18 protein-coding genes are annotated in these 19,637 nt (G+C 36.7%); 3 read left to right on the top strand and 15 right to left on the bottom strand.

The genetic code is table 11. The features are described from left to right. Window positions 1-54: 54 nt before the first annotated feature. From guaC to NYE52_RS21540, 3 genes are all read right to left on the bottom strand, one after another. Window positions 55-1,038, bottom strand: a complete 984-nt coding sequence (guaC, locus tag NYE52_RS21550) for a GMP reductase (protein ID WP_341194951.1) — start codon at window positions 1,036-1,038, stop codon at window positions 55-57. A gap of 234 nt (window positions 1,039-1,272) precedes the next feature. After that, window positions 1,273-1,935: an SIMPL domain-containing protein gene (locus NYE52_RS21545; RefSeq protein WP_341194950.1), complete on the bottom strand. Its 663-nt coding sequence runs from the start codon at window positions 1,933-1,935 to the stop codon at window positions 1,273-1,275. An 18-nt stretch (window positions 1,936-1,953) separates the two neighbouring features. Further along, window positions 1,954-2,388: a MarR family winged helix-turn-helix transcriptional regulator gene (locus NYE52_RS21540; RefSeq protein WP_341194949.1), complete on the bottom strand. Its 435-nt coding sequence runs from the start codon at window positions 2,386-2,388 to the stop codon at window positions 1,954-1,956. Between the two features lie 83 nt (window positions 2,389-2,471). Here NYE52_RS21540 and NYE52_RS21535 point away from each other — a divergent pair, with 83 nt between their 5' ends. After that, the gene (locus NYE52_RS21535) at window positions 2,472-2,744 is read left to right on the top strand and encodes an NAD(P)H-dependent oxidoreductase (RefSeq protein WP_341194948.1); all 273 of its coding nucleotides are present in this window, start codon (window positions 2,472-2,474) and stop codon (window positions 2,742-2,744) included. 75 nt (window positions 2,745-2,819) lie between these two features. Here the strand turns inward: NYE52_RS21535 and NYE52_RS21530 are convergent, their stop codons facing one another. From NYE52_RS21530 to NYE52_RS21515, 4 genes are all read right to left on the bottom strand, one after another. Then, on the bottom strand, window positions 2,820-4,832 hold the full coding sequence (locus tag NYE52_RS21530) for a catalase (protein WP_341194947.1): 2,013 nt from the start codon (window positions 4,830-4,832) through the stop codon (window positions 2,820-2,822). A 123-nt stretch (window positions 4,833-4,955) separates the two neighbouring features. Next, window positions 4,956-6,395, bottom strand: a complete 1,440-nt coding sequence (locus NYE52_RS21525; protein ID WP_048717746.1) for an NAD(P)-binding domain-containing protein — start codon at window positions 6,393-6,395, stop codon at window positions 4,956-4,958. A gap of 237 nt (window positions 6,396-6,632) precedes the next feature. Beyond that, the gene (locus NYE52_RS21520) at window positions 6,633-7,085 is read right to left on the bottom strand and encodes a hypothetical protein (RefSeq protein ID WP_048717747.1); all 453 of its coding nucleotides are present in this window, start codon (window positions 7,083-7,085) and stop codon (window positions 6,633-6,635) included. After that, the gene (locus tag NYE52_RS21515) at window positions 7,082-7,840 is read right to left on the bottom strand and encodes a hypothetical protein (RefSeq protein ID WP_048717748.1); all 759 of its coding nucleotides are present in this window, start codon (window positions 7,838-7,840) and stop codon (window positions 7,082-7,084) included. Before NYE52_RS21515 ends, NYE52_RS21520 begins: the two co-directional genes overlap by 4 nt. 475 nt (window positions 7,841-8,315) lie before the next feature. Between NYE52_RS21515 and NYE52_RS21510 the strand changes: the two genes are divergently transcribed. Beyond that, window positions 8,316-8,762, top strand: coding sequence for a hypothetical protein (locus NYE52_RS21510; protein ID WP_341194946.1), 447 nt, complete (start codon window positions 8,316-8,318; stop codon window positions 8,760-8,762). Beyond that, entirely contained in the window at window positions 8,750-9,037 is a 288-nt protein-coding gene (locus NYE52_RS21505) for a YxcD family protein (RefSeq protein WP_341194945.1), read from the top strand. The genes NYE52_RS21510 and NYE52_RS21505 overlap by 13 nt, the downstream gene beginning before the upstream one ends. Window positions 9,038-9,130: 93 nt before the next feature. Here the strand turns inward: NYE52_RS21505 and NYE52_RS21500 are convergent, their stop codons facing one another. From NYE52_RS21500 to NYE52_RS21465, 8 genes are all read right to left on the bottom strand, one after another. After that, window positions 9,131-10,168 carry a PTS transporter subunit IIC gene (locus NYE52_RS21500; RefSeq protein WP_341195269.1) on the bottom strand — a complete coding sequence of 346 codons (1,038 nt, stop codon included), beginning with the start codon at window positions 10,166-10,168 and terminating at the stop codon, window positions 9,131-9,133. Between the two features lie 295 nt (window positions 10,169-10,463). Continuing rightward, complete coding sequence (locus tag NYE52_RS21495; protein ID WP_341194944.1) at window positions 10,464-11,924, bottom strand: sugar porter family MFS transporter; 1,461 nt, start codon at window positions 11,922-11,924, stop codon at window positions 10,464-10,466. Window positions 11,925-12,286: 362 nt separating this feature from the next. Next, a complete protein-coding gene (locus tag NYE52_RS21490) occupies window positions 12,287-14,056 on the bottom strand; it encodes an ABC transporter ATP-binding protein (protein ID WP_341194943.1) in 1,770 nt (589 codons plus the stop codon). Between the two features lie 26 nt (window positions 14,057-14,082). Further along, window positions 14,083-14,922 (bottom strand): sugar phosphate isomerase/epimerase family protein, encoded by an 840-nt coding sequence (locus tag NYE52_RS21485; RefSeq protein WP_341194942.1) that lies wholly within the window; start codon window positions 14,920-14,922, stop codon window positions 14,083-14,085. A gap of 21 nt (window positions 14,923-14,943) precedes the next feature. After that, window positions 14,944-15,627, bottom strand: a complete 684-nt coding sequence (locus NYE52_RS21480; protein WP_341194941.1) for a rhamnogalacturonan acetylesterase — start codon at window positions 15,625-15,627, stop codon at window positions 14,944-14,946. Between the two features lie 17 nt (window positions 15,628-15,644). Then, entirely contained in the window at window positions 15,645-16,349 is a 705-nt protein-coding gene (locus tag NYE52_RS21475; protein WP_341195268.1) for an alpha/beta hydrolase, read from the bottom strand. Between the two features lie 34 nt (window positions 16,350-16,383). Beyond that, complete coding sequence (uxaC, locus tag NYE52_RS21470; protein ID WP_341194940.1) at window positions 16,384-17,802, bottom strand: glucuronate isomerase; 1,419 nt, start codon at window positions 17,800-17,802, stop codon at window positions 16,384-16,386. A gap of 321 nt (window positions 17,803-18,123) precedes the next feature. Further along, a complete protein-coding gene (locus NYE52_RS21465) occupies window positions 18,124-19,629 on the bottom strand; it encodes a UxaA family hydrolase (protein ID WP_445669157.1) in 1,506 nt (501 codons plus the stop codon). Window positions 19,630-19,637 lie beyond the last annotated feature (8 nt).

The following is a 19,637-nucleotide window of genomic DNA, read 5'->3' as shown; positions in this document are numbered from 1 at the left end:
AAAGAAGGATGCTTTCCAAAAGAATTTGGGTAGCATCCTTCTTCAAAATTTATATTAGTATACTTTATCGCCATTAAAGATAGAGTTTTTAACGATTACATAATCAACATTGCGAATAGCATCTAATTTTTTTCCGCCTGCATAAGAGATAGAGGACTGAAGATCTTGTTCCATCTCTGTTAATGTATCTTGTAAGGAGCCTTTATGCTCTACATACATTTTTTTACCTTCGACGTTTTTCTTTTCTCCTTTTTGAAACTCAGAAGCAGAGCCGAAATACTCTTTATAAAGCTTTCCGTCTTTTTCGATTGTTTCTCCTGGAGACTCTTCATGTCCGGCAAATAATGAACCAATCATTACCATCGTTGCTCCAAAACGAACCGATTTTGCAATGTCACCATGTGTACGGATACCACCATCTGCAATAATTGGTTTGCTTGCAGCCTTTGCACACCAGCGTAATGCAGCTAGTTGCCAACCGCCTGTTCCGAAGCCTGTTTTAATTTTTGTTATGCATACTTTACCAGGCCCGATTCCTACTTTTGTAGCATCTGCGCCTGCGTGCTCAAGTTCTCTTACTGCTTCAGGGGTTCCTACATTACCAGCGATAACAAAGCTATCTGGTAAATGCTTTTTAATATGTTTAATCATATTGATAACCGCATTAGAATGACCATGTGCGATATCAATCGTAATAAATTCAGGAACTATATTTTCTTCTGCTAGTTGTATAATAAAGTCATATTCTTCTGGTTTTACACCAACACTAATAGATGCGATTAATTCGCGAGATTGCATATCACGTATAAAAGTCTTGCGTGTTTCTGGCTGGAAACGATGCATAATATAGAAATAGCCATTCTCAGCTAAATATACAGCGATTTTTTCATCGATAATGGTTTGCATATTTGCAGGGACTACAGGAAGCTTAAATGTATGTCCACCTAATGTTACTGTTGTATCACATTCCGAACGGCTGTCCACAATACATTTTGCCGGAATTAATTGTATATCTTCGTAATCAAACACGTTATCCATTAAATACACTCCTAAACACGAATATTAAGGTCTGTTTATTTAAAAACGTTCGACCATTAGGTACTTTACAGTATTTTTCTAAGGATGTCAAAGATTTTTCAACAAATGGGAAAATTTTATTGAAGCGTTATCATTTAAAAGGAGTTGGCTATAAGTTAAAAAGGTTGAGGGAAAGCGAAAGAACGCCTTATATAAAAGAAAAATAAGACGTTCTCTTATTAAAATAGTTTGGAATTAATAGGAAAATTTAAGTTCCACCCTTGCTTCAATTATTAACTGTCCAGCTTCCAAACTAGTAGAAATACCTCCTACCTCTCCAATAGACATCTTGGTTAGTGGGATAGGAGGGGCAGAGCCTGTTGGAATCTCTACTATCTTAAGTGGAATGGGATCTATCGTTATATGTAACGTTTTTGCAATGGCATTTGCCTTAGAAAGAGCATTTATCACAGCCTTTTGAAGTGCTTGTTCATAATAATCTGCACGGTCCTGCACATCAAATTGTATGCTGGTAACTTGATTTGCCCCATTTTGCACAGCTGTATCAATAACTGTTCCTGCATATTGAATTGTTTCGACGATAATAGAGAGCAAATGGGTTACTTTGTAGCTTTTAAAGATTTGCTTATTCTCTACATAGTCATACAGGGGGAAAATAGTATAGTCAACCGTTTGGATATTAGCAGAAGGGATGCCCAAGCCTAGGATAGCTGTAACGACTTGTTGATGGATGCTAGCATTTTCTTGTTGGGCTGTTGTTACATTTTTCGATTCTGTGTTGATGCCAAGCATAATTTTGCAAACATTTGGTTCAATTGACAGTGTGCTATTTCCATATACCGTTAAATTCCTTTTTGTTGGAAGATGTGTATAAGATGCGGGAGAGGAATGGTACATTATTATTCACCTCTTGTTTTATTTTGAAAAAAATAATTTTTTCTGTAATAAATCCATGGCGTTGTTGAGTTCAAGCAGTTCATCTTCTTCAAGAATGTTTAGTCTTTCTTTTAATTTATATTCAATATCATAAAATATGGAATCCATAATCTCTTTTCCTTCTTTGGTAAGGACGATATATTGTTTTCTACGATCTTTTTCATCTGCATATTTAGTAATTAAGTTTTTCTCCAGTAACTTTTTTATCTCCCTGCTTGTATTGGGCATGGATATTTGCTGACATTCACTTATATCGCTTGGAATTACTGGCTGATTTACAGAAATATATTCAAGCATACTGTATTGAATGGGAGTTAAATCCCTTGGTCTTAAATCATTTGTTAATGCATGCTTAAGTTGATGTACAGAAGCAGTAAATGTAATAAAGTTCTGGAAAAATTGTTTTTCATTCAAAATGAATCACCTCATAGGTAAGATAGCATAAAAAATTATCAATAAACAATTATCATTTGATAACTATGTGGAGGGGAATTCATATGAACCTATTGGTCGTTTTTACACATCCGAATCAGAAAAGTTTAAATGGAGCATTTCTAAATAGGGTGGTAAATGGTAGTAAGGAAAACAGTTCTATAAAGGATATACAGGTTTTAGATTTATATGAAGAAAAATTTAATCCTATTTTATTTTTTGATGAAAAGATAAAAAGACGTCATATGTATAATAGCCCGTATTTTTCTAAGTATAGAGAACAGTTACTATGGGCGGATAAAATCATAAATTGTCGTCTTTTTTTCATTCTTCCATGAAGAATATAAATGAAGGTGTTAAAGGGGAAAAAAAGATTTGCTCATATCGGAGGGATATAAGCAAATCCTTTTCTTTTATACGGCTCTATTCCAAAATCGAGCTTCTGCTATACCAGTAACAAAATCGTCCATGGTATCCTTTGCAAAATCGAATATACCTGCCTCGTTAATTGGCACACGGCTTTTATTTAATACTGCATAGTCACTTACAGAAATCCCTAAGGGTTTATAGTGATTAAAAGTCATTTCAATAAATTCAATGGCTTTAGTCTCGATTTTGCCGTTGGTGCTAATAAGCAGAGCAGCGTCAAAAAGGCTGGCATCCGCTGTATCATACGTATCGGTCACCTTCAACTCTCCATCTATCGTATGCAATGATTTATCAACGATGCTGAAATTGACTTTATTTGCTGCTAATGTTTGAACCCATTGAAGTAATTGTGCTTTATCAGGTTCTCCGTTTAAAAGGATAGCAACAGAGCGAGTGTCTGGTTTTTTTACGGTATTCGCCATGCTTAATGCAGGAGACTTTTTCGTTGAATTTACCTCAAGGTTTTCTTTAGGCAATACAGCTCCAATGTTTTTGGCTACTTCTTCAGCAATGCTGCGATCAATTCGGTTGAGAAGTTCTACCGCATTATTTTTTACAGTCTCTGACTTGCACTTTCCTAGCTCAAAACTAAATGCATTTTTCACATGCTGTTGTTCAAATGGAGCTAAGCTATTATAGAATAATTTTGCTTGGGAATAGAAATCAAGGAAGCTTTCACTTCGGCCTCTTATTTTTTTGCCATCAACCTTTTCCTGATAATGCTCATAACCGCCTTGTTCAACAGGTACTGGTTCTGGCTGATTATTATTTAAAGTATTATTATGGTAGCTTGTTTGTCCGTGATGAATGGCCATTTGATGCATGCCATCTCTTTGATTATTGTGAAAAGGACATACTGGCTTATTAATCGGAATTTGGTGGAAGTTAGGTCCGCCAAGTCTGGATAATTGTGTATCGGTATAGGAGAATAGACGCCCCTGTAGTAATGGATCGTTGGAAAAGTCTATTCCCGGGACTACATGTCCAGGATGAAATGCGACTTGCTCTGTTTCCGCAAAGAAATTATCAACATTTTTATTTAAGGTCATCTTTCCAACAATTTTGACAGGAACCGCTTCTTCTGGCCATATTTTAGTAGGATCTAAGATGTCAAAATCAAATGCAAATTCGTCTTCTTCAGGAATGATTTGTAAGCCTAATTCCCATTCTGGGTAATCACCTTTTTCAATTGCTTCATATAAATCTTGGCGATGGAAGTCAGGATTTTTTCCTGCTGACTTTTGTGCTTCATCCCAAACCTGTGAATGAATGCCGAGCTTTGGTTTCCAATGAAACTTAACAAAATGAGCCTTTCCTTCTTTATTAATAAGGCGGAAGGTGTGCACACCAAAGCCCTCCATCATACGGAGGCTGCGGGGGATTGCCCGATCACTCATCACCCACATAAGCATATGAGCTATTTCATGATTTTGCCCAGCGAAATCCCAAAAGGTATCATGCGCACTAGCTCCTTGTGGAATTTCATTATGAGGCTCAGGCTTTACTGCGTGAACAAAATCAGGAAATTTAATTGCATCTTGGATGAAGAATATAGGAATATTATTCCCAACTAAATCATAATTACCTTCATCGGTATAAAACTTAACAGCAAACCCGCGCACATCTCGAACTGTATCACTAGAACCTCTAGAGCCCTGAACCGTAGAAAATCGGACGAAAACAGGCGTGGTTTTACTTGTATCATTTAGGAAATCTGCTTTGGTGTATTGTTCAAGGGATTCGTATAATTGAAAAACACCATGAGCTCCTACTCCACGTGCATGAACTATTCGCTCAGGAATTCTTTCATGGTCAAAATGAGTCATTTTTTCCCTAAAGTGAAAGTCCTCCATTAGAGTAGGTCCTCGTAAGCCGGCTTTTAATGAGAACTCATCCTCTGCCATTTTTAATCCTTGGTTGGTCGTTAAGCCAGCTTTTTGTTCATTATCAATGGTGTATTTCTTTAATTGCTCCGTTTTTTTATTTTCCACTTCCATACCTCCCAAATGATAATATGTATCAATTAATAATCAATATTGTTATTTATACCCAACTTATCTTATTTAAAACATGCAAAAAAAAGGCTAAGACTGTATACAAATCAGTTTTAGCCTTTTCTATTAAACTATTTCTGAAGGGTCTTCTTGATTAACAGGCCATTCGCCAGTGAACTCTTCCACATCGTATTCGAAAAAGTCTTTTAAGTTAGCCTCTTTATCGTCCACAAATAATTCATCGGTTACAGCTGAAACAATGCGAGGTATACCATATCTCATTCCAGATAGCGCCGATGCCGATAATCCACAGCTAATTAAAGCAGCATAATTAAAAGAGTATATGCCATGGAGCAACGCTTCACCTTTTTTGTCTCTGCTAATAAAAGAAAAACCAAGGCTTAAATAAGGATGTGCATCAAGCGTTGGAGAAGCTATTTCTTCTGGGGCATCATATCGGTCTTTCCAACGGGCAATATGCCTTTCAATTAAGCGTAATTCTGGACGTAGTTTAGGGTCTGTCATTAACCCTGTGCTAATGAATAAGAAATCAAAGAGATAGGTCCCTTTTGGAGTAGTTATTTCTGCTTTATCTCCTTTTTCTGCGACTTTTACCCACGGTGAGTCAAGGTGAAGATGAAATCCTGACCAGGAAGATGCTCGGTTAAAAGTATCGTTCGTAGGTGGTTGATTATGCTGAAAGAAGTGGGCAATGCCTGCATATTTATCTTCATCTGATAAAGCAGGGAAATGTTCAATCATTCCAGACACTTCCATTTGTCTAATTGGATTAATGCGCTGCATTTTTTTGCGACGAACAAACACATGTGCTTCAGATATCCCTTTTGATAAAGCAAAATTAGCATTATCAAAAGCTGATGCCCCACCCCCTAGAATAGCTACTTTTTTCCCTTGTAAGGAATTAAAATTAATTGGCGCGGAGGTATGAGCATATAAATAAGAGGGGAGGTTATTGGAAATCATTGGTGGGACATGCCACTCTCCTCCTCCTTGGATGCCGGTTGCAAGAATTACCTTTCGAGCTAGTATAGAAGAAGAGATAGCGCCTTTTTTTTGAGTATGAAGACGATGTAATCCTTTTTCTAATGGTTCAATTAAAGTAAGTTTTACTTCATTATGAACAGGTAATTGAAGGATTTCTCTATACCATCTTAGATAATTCATCCAATCGCCACGTGGAATTTTATCGACTTTCTCCCATCCTTCCACACCAAATTGTGCTTCCCACCAAGAACGAAATGTAAGAGAAGGGATTCCAAGATCGATGGAGGTTAAATGTTTAGGAGTGCGTAAGGTGACCATACGTGCATAGGTTTCCCACGGTCCTTCAAGACCTTCCTTGTTTTCATCGATTACAAGAATGTTTGAAACTCTTTCTCGTAAAAGTCCGAATGCAATTCCTAATCCAGATTGTCCTCCACCAACGATGACAACATCGAAAACATGTCCCTCTGAATGAATTTTTGGACGAACCCAATTTGGTCCCCCATAATTAAGGTAAGCAAGATCTGTTTGTACTCGGTTATTTAAGGCTTCTAAGCTCATATTGGTGATTTCCTCCCCCTTGCAAATGAAAAATAATGTGAACTTTCCTCACATTAGTATGTCTTGCCAATATATTAACATGTTCATTTGTTTATTGTATGTATAATATATCTAAATTTTCTAAAAAGTTTTAGATGATTCGTTTAAAAGGATTGTAGAATAGAAAAAAACGAATACTAACAAAAGCCTAAAACCTATTCTCCATAAGATTTTTGGCTTTTGTTAGTATTCGGCTAGTTACATTCTTTTTCTCATGCCAACACTCTTTGCTTTATGCTTCCAGAGTATTTGTTTAATGGATGGAGCAAATTCTTTTGGGCTTTGGATGATTAAAATAATTTCTGGTAAGCTTTTATGCATGGAGTTATTTTTCTTTCGATGGGAAAAATAATAGATACTATATCCGAAGGCAAAACCGATAAAGGCAGCAAGAAGGCCGCTGAAAATGGGTCCTAAAATTAATTTAAAGCCAATGCTTGCGCCTATGACTGATAACCCTGTCGCAAATGCAATTCCAATTTCAAAGGAAGAAACATGGATATCAATTGTTAATTTTTTTTTATTACGTATAGGTGGGAATTCATTCATATAAAGAACCATCATCTCTTCTGGAGGAATTCCATATTGTTCAATTTCTGCAAGTGCATGTTCGATTTCAATGGATGGCTGAAAAGTTCCGACTATGATCATCCTTTTGTACCTCGTAAACTAAATTTAGAACCAGCATATCGATTAATTAAGCGTTCTTCTTGTGATTCTTGAACAAGAATATTATGGTGAACGCAAGTAATATATGCATGGTAAACGGACCCGCCAAGAACGGAGGGCATAAATAACAACCAATGTGGGACTAACATGGTATTGGAAGAAGCAAATTCGCCAAGCATCATTAATGTTAGTGCCCTATGTGCATGTGAAAGTAAAATATACGTCCACCACCAAAAAATAGCGTAAAATCCTAAAAATAATCTATGATTATATAGCTGCCCTAATCCAGGAAATAGGAGAGAGTATAAAGCGCTAATCAAAGGATTTCTCATTTGTAAGTATTGTATTTCTGATGGAAATATCTTTGCATTCGATAAATGGGGAGTAGATAAATCAACCAGTTTATTAAATTGGTTTGCCGAACGATAGCTATCCCCTATTGTTACTAGATAAATGGCGATATAGCCAATCATCCAATCTAAATTGATTACAGATTTAGCTAGCTCAACTTCCCCGCAAAAGGAAAAAATCATTGCTTCGTTAATATGTGCACCTGTATTAATGATCACTTCTAAAATTGTCAGTAATGTTCCTCGTGCATATTGATTAAGCAGATAATGTCCAAACCCGGGAAATACAGCAGACCACCAAGCGACAACACAGGGTTTGTGATACATAATATAGGTAATACCGGCTGTACTGTATTTTGCTTTTGGAAAGGTTATTGTTTCGTTCATTTGTATACCTACTTACTAAATTTGGAATATGCATATAGGTTATGAAAAAAAGTTAATCTTATTCACCAATTGTAAACATTGGATATGAATGGTAATAATTACAAATTATATAACAGGAAAGAAAATAGCCTGTTCATTTATATTCTATTGAAGAGGCTTTCATCCTATAAGTTGACTAGGAATGTTATTTATATTAGAATGTATTTATACTTAAAAATTGCATACTCCAAAGGGGAGTAGCTTACAGTTACGTCGTCAATACGCGATTAAATCGCCGGCTTAACTGGCAACTAAATGTTGTTTGCGAGACCTTTGCCGTTCTTTGGTAAAGGGATAAATAGATCGATTTTTCAAGCCTTTACCAAATTAATGGTAGGGCTTTTTATTTTTTCTAGTAAATACTAAAGGGAGCTAGAAGAACATAAGAGTCTAAGTATAATCTTAAGAATAAACAATAATTCAGGAGGAATAGAAAATGAAGAAAATTTTATCCGCAATTCTCACATTAGGTTTGGTATTATCCCCAGTAAGTATTGTATTTCAAGACACGGTGACAACAGTAGAGGCAAAGTCTTATAAATCAGGGAAGAGAAGTTTTAATAACAATAATACGAATACTAACACAAATTCTTTTTTCCAAAAGAAAAATAATACAAATGATACGACAAAATCTAATCAATCCACTAACACGAATAAATCAGGTGGTTTCTTCTCAGGTGGAGGACTAATGAGAGGATTAATGGTCGGTGGGCTTGCGGGTTTACTCTTTGGTAGTCTTTTTGCCAATATGGGAGCGTTTGGGTCTATATTAGGGCTATTAATTAATATAATTGCAATTGTAGTGATATTTAATTTAATCAAGAGATTATTCACTTTCTACCGAAATAAGAAAAGAGAGGAAGCTAATAATTGGAGAAATTAATTATCCCAGAACAGGATATTATTAATGCAATATGTGTCTATGTGGCGCGTAAGAAACAAGTTAGGCCAGAAGAAGTAGAAGTTGAGTTAATGTACGACGATGACTATGGCTTTTCTGCTGAAGCCTATGTCCATGACCGTAAACAAGTACTAATCACACAAAATATGATTGAAGCACTGCGCTTATGGTTAGATGAGTATTTAAAAATGGATCCATATATTGGCTTGAAATTAGTATTAGATGATGAAGAGGGCATTATTGCAGTAGCAAAGTAGAAAAAAGGAGACCATTGTTAAATTTGGTCTCCTTTCGATTATCGACAAACGAAGTAATATTACATTTTTATATTTTGCTGCGGTGAGTAAAAATCAATCGAAATTTAATTTATAATCTTCTGACTTAATTATTTTTAATTTTTTTGAAAAAATGTAAAGGAAGAACACATTTAAAAGAAACGGAATAATTAAAAAGGTAGAAATCATAATAGCGATATTTTTACTGCTCCATCCACCATCTGCTAGACGCATAAAGTTCATTGGACCAACTAAGCCTGATAATCCAAAGCCTGCGCTATAGGGTGTTCCTTGAATATTTAAGAATCCGGCTAATCCACCTAATACAGCAGCGGTAATAATCATTGGAATAACAATCTTCGGTTTCATAAAGAAATTCCCCATTTGAATTTTAGGAGATCCAAGCACATGTGCTAAGGCAGTTCCTAAAGAATTTGCCTTATAGCTGGCAATCGCTAATCCAATCCCTGCAGCTACAATACCAAGATTTGCTGCCCCTGATCCAATTCCAGAAAGAGATATAACAGTGGCCACACCTACTGTAGAAACAGGAGAAAGAATAATTAAACAGAATGCTACTGCAATAATCATTCCCATAAGGACTGGCTGTAAGTTCGTAATAGTGGCGATAGCAACGCCAATTAATCCTGTAGTAGATTTCATAAAGGGCAATAATAAATATCCTGCCATTCCTGGTATTAAAATACTTAAGGTCGGTAAAAGCAGAATAGAATAGGCTTTTAATCGGTCGCCAACAAAGCGAACAAATAATACGGCAAGTGCAGCGGTAATTCCAGTGTTTACTACCACTCCAATACCATTTAAAGTAAATAATCCTTCTGCTGTTTTTTGAACTACCCCACTGCCAACCATTGCAGCAATGCCAATACTAGCTGTCTGAATAGAGGATAGTTTAAATGATATTCCAACCATTACACCAATCAACACAGGTAATAAGCTCATAATAAATGCAGTAATATCTAATACATGTTGAAGTGGTGGGAAGAAAGGAATAAAGAGCTTTAATATTTCGCCAAGCAGTGCATTAGGGATTAAGGAAACAACAATTCCGATACTCATACCATTTAATAATTTGCTGAAAAACTCTTTCACATTTGAACTCCCCATTCTCCTTGAATTTGGAGTTTATTATATGTAAAATCTGGATAAGCGTCAACGATTATTTTTAATGCTTCAACGCGAAAAAGTAAAAAACAGAAAAAGTGATTGAACTTTTATAATCCTCTATATAAAATGCAATAATTCCAATGATTATTTTTATAAAATGGAAAAATATATTCTGAAAAAAGTGCAAAATGTAAAAATAGAAAAAGTTCCCTCCAATTTATGAGGGAACTCTTTAATAAAAATGCTCCTTTTTAAACTAGTCTTGCATGTTTAATAAACGTTAAGATGGGAATTGGTTTTCTCCTATTTTAGCTTTCCGGACATCTCGAGGCTTTTTGTCAAAGTTTCGGAAATACTGTTCTAGCTGCTCCAATGTTTTTCCTTTTGTCTCAGGCAAGAATTTGCTAACAAACGTTATCGCAAATATACCTAGTACAGCAAACAGAAAGAATGAATTGGATAAGCCGATTTTATCGAGAAGTATCGGGAAAACTAAACCAATGAGAAAGTTTGTTGTCCATAGACAAAATACGGAAACGCCCATTCCTAATCCGCGAAGCTTTAAAGGGAATATTTCTGCTAACATAAGCCAAGTAACTGGAGATATCGCTCCTTGTTGGAAAGCGAGAAAGGTAACAGTCATGCTAAGTACAGCATATGGAAGAATTGGGGTTCCGTTTAAGGTGAAGGAGAAAGTTCCTATTAATAATAAAGTAGTTGTTGTGCCAATTAATCCTGTAATAAGCATCGGTCTTCTTCCTACACGTCCAAGCAACCATATTCCTACGAAGGTAGCTAATACTGAAATAACACCATTGGCGATATTGGCAATGAGAGCGACTTCGGTAGAGAATCCTGTACTCTCCAGTATTTGTGTCCCATAAAACATAATGGTATTTACGCCTGTAATCTGTTGAACGATGGCGATTCCAATGCCAAGAAAGACAATTCTTCTAATCCAAGGCTCTGCTAAGTCTTTAAAGCTAGCTTGTTTGACTTGTTCTTCTGTTTCAATAGCTTTCTTGATTTGCTGCAATTCAGTTTTCGCACGCTTTTCTTTTCTAATATGCAACAATACACGAAATGCGTCTTTGAATCTGCCTTTTGATGCATACCATCTAGGGCTTTCAGGTACAACAAGCATTCCTACCCATAAGACAATGGCAGGTAAGGTTGCAATGACAAGCATATATCTCCAAGCGTGTCCTGCACCATCCATTGTATTACCAATAATAGCATTTGTAATGTAAGCAAGCAATTGACCAGTAACGATCATTAGTTCATTTTGGGTTACCATTTGACCACGTCGTTCGGCTGGAGACATTTCTGCCAAGAAGGTAGGGACAGCTACTGATGCTCCTCCAACTGCAATACCGAGTAAGAAGCGGAAAGTAACCATGATGGGGACATTCGGTGCAAAAGTACATCCGAGAGTTGTAATAAGAAAAATAACAGCTAAATATAAAATAACTTTTCTTCGTCCATAGCTATCTGCGAGTTTCCCACTGAACATGGCTCCGAATGCCGCTCCAAATAACAGAGAGCTAGTAACAAGACCTTCAGTAACCGCATTGAGGTTTAGCTGATCTGGTCGAGACATAAAGGGCAAGGCACCATTAATTACACCAGTATCAAAGCCAAAAAGAAGACCACCAAATGTGGAGATAATTGCAATGATTTTTAAATTGTTTTTTTGGTTTGTTTTTGTGTTCCTACTGTCAGGGTTTAATTGATCACTCATTGTATTTACTTTCTCCTCCTCTTATAATAACGAGCTTCATTATTATATTTGTGTTTGAAATATAAATCGATTGTCATCTCCTTTTGTTTTAGTGTATTTGTTCTATCCCTTATGGAATGCTATAACTTTTGCTTGTATGATAGTTTACAATCACTTTTCTTGGAAAAAGAATAGAACAGCCTTATTATACATTATTATCAGAATATTTCAAATTGTTCGCGATGATGAATTATGTAAGGGATAGACGTATCCATACATTACCCAGATGAAAAATTTTAAAAACATCCTTGAAAATAGAGAGGAATGGTTTTTAAACGATAAAAAGGTAGGAGCTCCATTGAAAACGAATCCCCTACCTTAAATTAGCTTTGCATTTGTTTTAATTGAAAAAACTTCCCTTTTTTATCCATTAATTCTTCATATGTTCCAAATTCGGTACAGCTCCCGTTTTCAATTACGGCAATTTTATCTGCGTTTTTAATGGTCGATAATCGATGCGCTACAATGAAGGTAGTTCTATTTTTGCATAAAACCGATAAAGCTTCTTGAATTTTCGCCTCAGAATGGCTGTCTAAGGCAGAGGTAGCTTCATCTAGAATAATTACTTTTGGATTCCGGATTAGGGCTCTAGCTATGGAAACTCGTTGTCTTTGACCACCTGAGAGCTTATCGCCATGTTCGCCTATCTTAGTATTTAAACCGTCGGGAAACTTTTGTATGACTTCCCAAAGGTTTGCGGCTTTAAGCACTTCTTTTAAGCATTCTTCCGAGACACTTGGTATCCCATATGTGACATTTTCCCTGATAGTGCCAGAGAAGAGAATGGTTGATTGCGGTACGACTGCCAAATGATTTCGGTAAGAGCGTAAATCGAGTAAGGACATGTTATGACCATCTAATAGGATTTTCCCTTTAGTTGGTTGGATATAGCCAATCAGCAAATGAAGAATGGTGGATTTTCCAGAACCAGACTCTCCGACAAAGGCTATCGTTTCTCCTTGGTTTATTTCTAAATGTAAGTTTTGGAGAATATCCTTCTTTTCATTTGGATAACGGTATGCAACATCTTGGATGGAAAACTGTCCCTTTACTTCTTTCAGCCTTTTCTTATTATCGTGTTTTTCCACTTCTCCTGCTGTAAGAACCTCACCAATTGATTCGACAGATTCCATTCCCTTTGCAATAGTTGGAATCAAAGTAATCATACTAGAAACAGAGTTAACGACGGTTGTAAAGTATGTTTGATACATCACCACTTCCCCAGGGGTAATCGTCCCTCTTAATGCTAGAATACCAGTAAATACTAAACAAATAATTTGGAAGATTTGAAAGCTAGCCCAACTCACTGCCCCAAATAGGGATTGGATCATATCTAAATGAAAGCCTTTTGATAAAATTTGCTGGAAGCGGTTGTTCAAACGAGTGACTTCCTGCTTTTCTAATGCATGGGCTCTTGCGATTGGAACTAATTCAATCATTTCAATGACCCGAGCGGATGTTTCTTCCATTTCTCGGCGGAATTCTGAATTAGAGTGCTTTATTTTTTTTCGAAAGGCAACAATGATAATAGCTGAAATAGGGACAGTCAGAAGAAAAAATAAAAAAACAGTTGGACTGTTATATAAGGTGATTCCTAGTGCAACAATCAAGTTAACTAAAATATTTAAGCTAGAGACAAACACTTGGGAGGATAGTGTTTGAACAGCTTCTACATCTCTCATTATTTTTGATTGAAGTCGTCCAGACTGCATTTCTTTTTGAAAGGGAATAGATAGTTCCTGCAATTTTTTGATAAGAGAAGCACGAAGTCCTGATTCCACGCTGCGAATGGCCAAGCTGTTATATTTCGTATGAAAATAATTAGTCAGTATATTTTGTAATACGAGTATTACCATGATAATAGCGTTTAAATAAATGGTACGAATGCCGCCACCATCTCTTAAGGTAGCGGCATTTATAACATTAGCGATCGCAATGGGCATAACCCATGCAGGGATATGCTTTATTGTATAAAAAACAGCGGAAAGTAATAGTTTTATATAATGTCCTTTGTATAGATGGATTAATACTTTGAAAGAGTTCTTTTGATGAGTGTCATAGCTTTGTTGAACAATTTTTTCTAAAGTATCCAAGTTAACCCACTCCTTAAACCTATGCCTTATAGTCGGTGATATATCTCTTGAATATAATCAATTGCAGGTTTAATCGATTCTCCTTTTGTTTCTTCTAAAGTCGCATGCAGAAAGGGTCTATCATGTTTTAGATAAGAAAGAATTGGTTCGAAATTCAACATTCCTTTTCCAACAGGGACGATTTCGAGTTTTCCATTATGGACGGTGAAATCCTTTAAGTGAATCATCGCAATATCATCATGCAATAAATCGATTGCTTCCGCTAAAATCTTATCCCGTTTTGATATATTTTCAAGATTGATCAAGTTTGCAACATCGAGAATGATTTTTAAATGGGGGGATTGTACTTCCTCTACAAGGCGTCTCGCTAACTTAACAGAATAGAGAGGATGATTAAGTCCTGCTTCGATTCCTACTGTAGCACCAAAATGTTCAGCGTATTCTACCATCTCGATCACAGAGCTTCTAGCAATTTGATAAGCTTCTTCTGTAAAGTTTTCTAGAGTATAGCCGTTACCAACACTGCCAGTTTCTGTGCCAACGATACTAGCCCGGAAATCACGGGCAAGCTGTAAATGGGTTTTAAAGTTCTCTAAGGCTTCCTTACGAACAGAAATATCCTTGCTTGAAATGTTAACATAGCAGCCTAGTGTACTAATTTTGATTCCATTTCTAGCGAAATAATCGCCAAAAAAGCTTGCGATTCCTGGTGATAAGCTTTGAAAGGAAGGGACAAGCTCTGGAAAGGATTTTTTTATGGCAAATTGAATATTGGTGAACTGATAGCTTTTTAATTGCTCACACAGTTCCTGCAAATCCAGCTGCCCTAAATCATGTGCACGGATACCAAGATTTAATGTATTCATTATGAGTTATCTCCTTTATCCTTATTTCAGAAAGTGCCTTAAAGATAAGTTACTTTCCTTAATCTCTTTAACAATCAGGTGAGCTATTGCTGCAGCTCCTTGCTCGTTAAAATGGGTATCATCTTCTATACCATTTGGGTAATTGCTTGCTGCATTGGGTTCCAAATGGAGAAAATACTTTTTTGATAACACGGGACCTAATGATTGAAGTAATTCTATTGATCTATTATGAATATCAAAAAAGGTTATATTATGATGTTCTGCAAAGTCCTTCATTGCCTGTGGATACTTACCAAGAGAAAAAGAATCAATCATATCGTTTATAAAATGCCTCCGCGAAACAGAAGACAGTAAGACTGGGATAGCACCATGTTTAAAGGCAGTATTTACAAAGGTATGTAAATTTGTTTGATAATCTCCATAAGGGAGGGTTCCGCGTGCTGGGTCTTCTTTTTGGTCATTGTGACCAAATTGGATGAATAAATAATCCCCAGGTCGGATTGCTTCCTCTATAGCAGTAAGTAGTCCTTCATTTATAAAGGATTTTGTGCTTCTGCCATTTACCGCTCTATTTTGAATAACAATATCGTCTGTGAAGTAGGATGAAAGTTTCTCTCCCCAGCCTGTTTCTGGACGTTTATTAGTCTGTTTTTCTGCTGCTGTGGAATCTCCTGCTAGAAAAATAGTTGTTCTTGTTTCAGACATGCTTTTCCTCCTGTCATCTACTTGAAAAGCTTTTGTTGATCGAAGATATTTTTTAACCATATCTCAGCAAAGCTCAGCCATCGCTCTACATAAGGAAATTCTTTTGCCAGTCCCAATCCATGTTTTCCAGACGGAAACACATGATATTCAAAGGGAATGTTGTGCCGAGCAAGGCTATTAGCTAAAAGGATTGTATTTTGAATGGGTACAGATTGATCATCAGCAGTGTGCCAAATAAAGGTTGGAGGTGTATGTTCGTCGATGAGATGCTCTATGGAATAACTTTCTACTAAGTGCTTGGAAGGCTTTGGATTTCCTAAAAAATGCTCTCGACTTCCAGCGTGTCTAAATGGCTCTGTAAATGTAATAACAGGGTAGCATAAGAGTAACGCATTTGCTCGATTCGTAATTTTTGTGCCGGCTAAACCAGCTAAATGTCCTCCAGCAGAAAAACCTAATGCTCCTATCTTATTTTCTGTTATATGCCACTTTTTTGCGTGCTTGCGTAGTTGGATAAAAACCTCATCTAGTTCCTTTACCATACTTAGATGATCAATCGTGCCAATGGGATAATAGAGAACCCCAGCGTGATAACCGATCGAATGAAGCCATTTTACAACAGGTTGCCCTTCTTTTTCTGCCAAATGGTGGTACCCTCCACCTGGAAAAACCAGAATGAAGGGTCTCTCATGATCATCTAAGAGAGAAATACTTAAAGTCATTTGCTGATTAGATGTTATAGTTTCATTACTAAACTTATCGTGTATGATTTTTAGCATGAGAACGCTCGAATCCGAAGTATTGGCGGGCATTATTATAGCTTATAGCTTCTACTATACTTCCAAGTAATGTTTCGTCTTCTGGTGCTTCACCTCGTTCGACGATTTCTCCAATAAACTCACAAAGTACACGACGGAAATATTCATGTCTTGTATAGGAAAGGAAGCTACGAGAATCTGTTAGCATTCCTACAAAGGTTGAGAGTAGCCCGACATCACTAAGAACGGTTAATTGATGGCGCATTCCTGCGCGTGTATCGTTATACCACCAACCAGATCCTAACTGAAGCTTACCAGGCGTATTTTTTTGAAAGGAGCCCATTAAGGTAGCTAAGACAAAGAAATCATTTGGGTTAAGGGAATAAAGAATCGTTTTAGGTAATTTGCCTTCTTTCTCCGCTCGATTTAGCAAACGCTGTAAAGGAATGGTAAGAGAAAGATCGTTGACAGCATCATATCCAGTATCAGGTCCTAATTGTTCAAACATCGCTGTATTTGTATTCCGATATGCATGGATATGGAGTTGCATCGTCCAGCCTTGATCATAATAAAAACCAATTAACCGAGTAAGTGTTTCTGTACGATATGCACTAATTTCGTGTGGCGTTAAAGTTTCATTCTTAATTCTCTTTTGAAAAATTACTTCAAGAGTTTCCTCATCTGCTTCGTCATATGTCAATATATCTAGCGCATGATCTGATAACCTTCCACCCATTTGATGAAAATAGGAAACGCGGTTTTTAAGTGCATCTATTAAATCTTGATAGGATGTTATTGGTGTTTGTGATTGTATGCCTAGCTTTTCAATCCATTCGATGAAGCCACTTTGATCAATATTCAAGGCTTTATCAGGACGGAAGGAAGGGAGTACTTGAAAGTGTTGTTCCTCCTTCTGTAACTGTTGGTGATAATAAAGTGAATCAGTTGGATCATCTGTCGTACATACGACTTTTACATTGGAGTTAATGATAATATTCCGTCTTTTAAATTCGCTGGAAGCTAATTTTTCATTTGCTAGGTCCCAAATAAGAGGAGCATTTTCTTCGTTTAACAATAAGTCAATTCCAAAGAAACGCTTTAATTCTAAGTGAGTCCATGCATATAAAGGATTGCCAATCGTTTTTGGAACAGTGCGTGCCCATGCTAAAAATTTGTCATAATCAGAAGCGTCACCTGTTATATGAGATTCAGGAATTCCGTTTGCACGCATTAATCTCCACTTATAATGATCCCCAGCCAACCAAGCGTCTGTAAGATTTTTGAAGTTTTTGTTCTCATAAATTTCTTTAGGGTCTAAGTGACAATGATAGTCGATAATAGGCATGGTTTTGGCATAATCATGAAAAAGTTTTTGAGCTATTTCTGTTTTTAATAGAAAGTTATCATTAAGAAACATACAAATCCCTCTTTCGTTATAATTTATTGTTTTAGTGTATTGCTGGAAAAATAGATTAATGTTTATTTTTTGATAGATTAAATGAAATTAAATTTGTCAAAGCTCGTTTATGCTAGATTTGAGCGGAAAGGTAACAGAGAGAGCGCCTCTGCGCCCGCAAACTCGGAAAACGAGTGGAAAAGGTAACAGAGAGAGCGCCTCTGCGCCCGCAAACCCGGAAAACGAGCAAAAAAGGTAACAGAGTGTCCCTCACCACATCAATTAATCCTAACAATCAAGCAAAAAAAGATAACAGATCGTCTTTCAACCCTAACTATCAATTTATAAAGTAACACCCGTTTTAAAAATAGCAATCTCTCGAACCCCATTTGCTTCATTGCGTGTTTTTTCTCCACTTGCAACAGCGATAACTTTCTCAATAAAGGCTTCGAGTATTACATTCATTGGCTGCTCTAACAAAGGGCCGGCATTAAAGTCCATCCAATGCTTTTTGTGGTTGTAAATAGTAGAGTTTGTTGCTACTTTTACGGTTGGTACAAAGCTTCCAAAAGGTGTTCCTCTGCCAGTAGTAAAGAGAACTAAGTGGCAGTCTGCTGCAGCAAGAGCAGAAGAGGCAACTAAATCATTACCAGGAGCTTGTAATAAGCTCAATCCTTTTTTAGAGATTTTTTCTCCATACTGCAGAACATCTACAACGGGCGCTGTACCTGCTTTTTGAGTACAGCCTAATGATTTATCTTCTAAAGTAGTAATCCCACCTGCCTTATTTCCAGGAGACGGATTTTCATAGACAGGCTCCCCATAGGAGTGGAAATACTGTTTAAAATCGTTAATTAAATGGACAATATCCTCAAAGACTTTTTCATTTTCAGCTCTTGCCATTAGCATTTGCTCTGCACCAAACATCTCAGGAACTTCTGTTAAAATAGTACTGCCACCTTGAGCAATTAAGAAGTCGGAAAATGCCCCCAATAGCGGATTAGCTGTAATACCAGAGAATCCGTCAGACCCGCCACATTTTAGGCCGACATTTAACTCGCTAATTGGAATAGCTTCTCGATGATCATTTTTTGCAGCTTCGTATATTTCTTCCAATAGTTCCAATCCTGCATCGATTTCATTACCAACCTCTTGTGCTACTAGGAATTTCACTCTAGTTGAATCATAGTTTCCTAGTAACTCGCGAAATTCAGCAACAATGTTATTTTCACATCCTAAACCAAAAACTAATACGCCTCCAGCATTCGGGTGCTTTACTGCATCGATTAATATACTGCGTGTGTTTTCATGGTCTTCTCCCAATTGAGAACAGCCATATGGATGCTTTAAAATCGTAATATTATCAAATGTACCTAAGTCAGGATGTAGGGCTTCAAATTCTTTTAGCATATACTCTGCTGTGCCGTTTACACACCCAACTGTAGGAACAATATATAAGTCATTGCGAATTCCTACTTTGCCATTAGAGCGTCTATATCCTTGGAAGGTGAGCTCTTTTTTTGGATAGTGGACTTGATGGATATCTTGCTGGTACGTGTATTCTAGTTCTCCATCTAAATTTGTCTTTACATTATGAGTATGGAGCCAATCTCCTGGAGTGATGTCCACAAGTGTATGGCCAATTGGATAACCGTATTTGATGACATTAGCTTTTGTAGGAATATCCGTTAAGGCTATTTTGTGTCCTTGTGGTATATCTTGTTGTGCGGTAATGGAGAGACCATCAATTTTTAATGATTCGCAAGCTGCAATTGGGCGCAGTGCCACTGCCACATTGTCTCGCTCGTTTAATTTTAAGAGAGAAGGAGGCTGTTGCTCTTGAGCGATTTCTTGTA

It is taken from the genome of Niallia sp. FSL W8-0635, assembly GCF_038007965.1.
In the GTDB taxonomy this organism is placed as follows: Bacteria; Bacillota; Bacilli; order Bacillales; family Cytobacillaceae; genus Niallia.
The sequence above is the reverse complement of the archived record's forward strand: the minus strand, read 5'-3'. Positions and strand labels throughout refer to the sequence as shown.

Bases quoted from the DNA above. Each gene is read 5' to 3' on its own strand.
- NYE52_RS21495 (WP_341194944.1), bottom strand. From the start codon at position 11,924: ATGAGTGATCAATTAAACCCTGACAGTAGGAACACAAAAACAAACCAA.
- NYE52_RS21520 (WP_048717747.1), bottom strand. From the start codon at position 7,085: ATGATCATAGTCGGAACTTTTCAGCCATCCATTGAAATCGAACATGCA.
- NYE52_RS21525 (WP_048717746.1), bottom strand. From the start codon at position 6,395: ATGAGCTTAGAAGCCTTAAATAACCGAGTACAAACAGATCTTGCTTAC.
- NYE52_RS21510 (WP_341194946.1), top strand. From the start codon at position 8,316: ATGAAGAAAATTTTATCCGCAATTCTCACATTAGGTTTGGTATTATCC.
- NYE52_RS21545 (WP_341194950.1), bottom strand. From the start codon at position 1,935: ATGTACCATTCCTCTCCCGCATCTTATACACATCTTCCAACAAAAAGG.
- NYE52_RS21480 (WP_341194941.1), bottom strand. From the start codon at position 15,627: ATGTCTGAAACAAGAACAACTATTTTTCTAGCAGGAGATTCCACAGCA.
- NYE52_RS21485 (WP_341194942.1), bottom strand. From the start codon at position 14,922: ATGAATACATTAAATCTTGGTATCCGTGCACATGATTTAGGGCAGCTG.
- uxaC (WP_341194940.1), bottom strand. From the start codon at position 17,802: ATGTTTCTTAATGATAACTTTCTATTAAAAACAGAAATAGCTCAAAAA.
- guaC (WP_341194951.1), bottom strand. From the start codon at position 1,038: ATGGATAACGTGTTTGATTACGAAGATATACAATTAATTCCGGCAAAA.
- NYE52_RS21530 (WP_341194947.1), bottom strand. From the start codon at position 4,832: ATGGAAGTGGAAAATAAAAAAACGGAGCAATTAAAGAAATACACCATT.
- NYE52_RS21475 (WP_341195268.1), bottom strand. From the start codon at position 16,349: ATGACTTTAAGTATTTCTCTCTTAGATGATCATGAGAGACCCTTCATT.
- NYE52_RS21515 (WP_048717748.1), bottom strand. From the start codon at position 7,840: ATGAACGAAACAATAACCTTTCCAAAAGCAAAATACAGTACAGCCGGT.
- NYE52_RS21535 (WP_341194948.1), top strand. From the start codon at position 2,472: ATGAACCTATTGGTCGTTTTTACACATCCGAATCAGAAAAGTTTAAAT.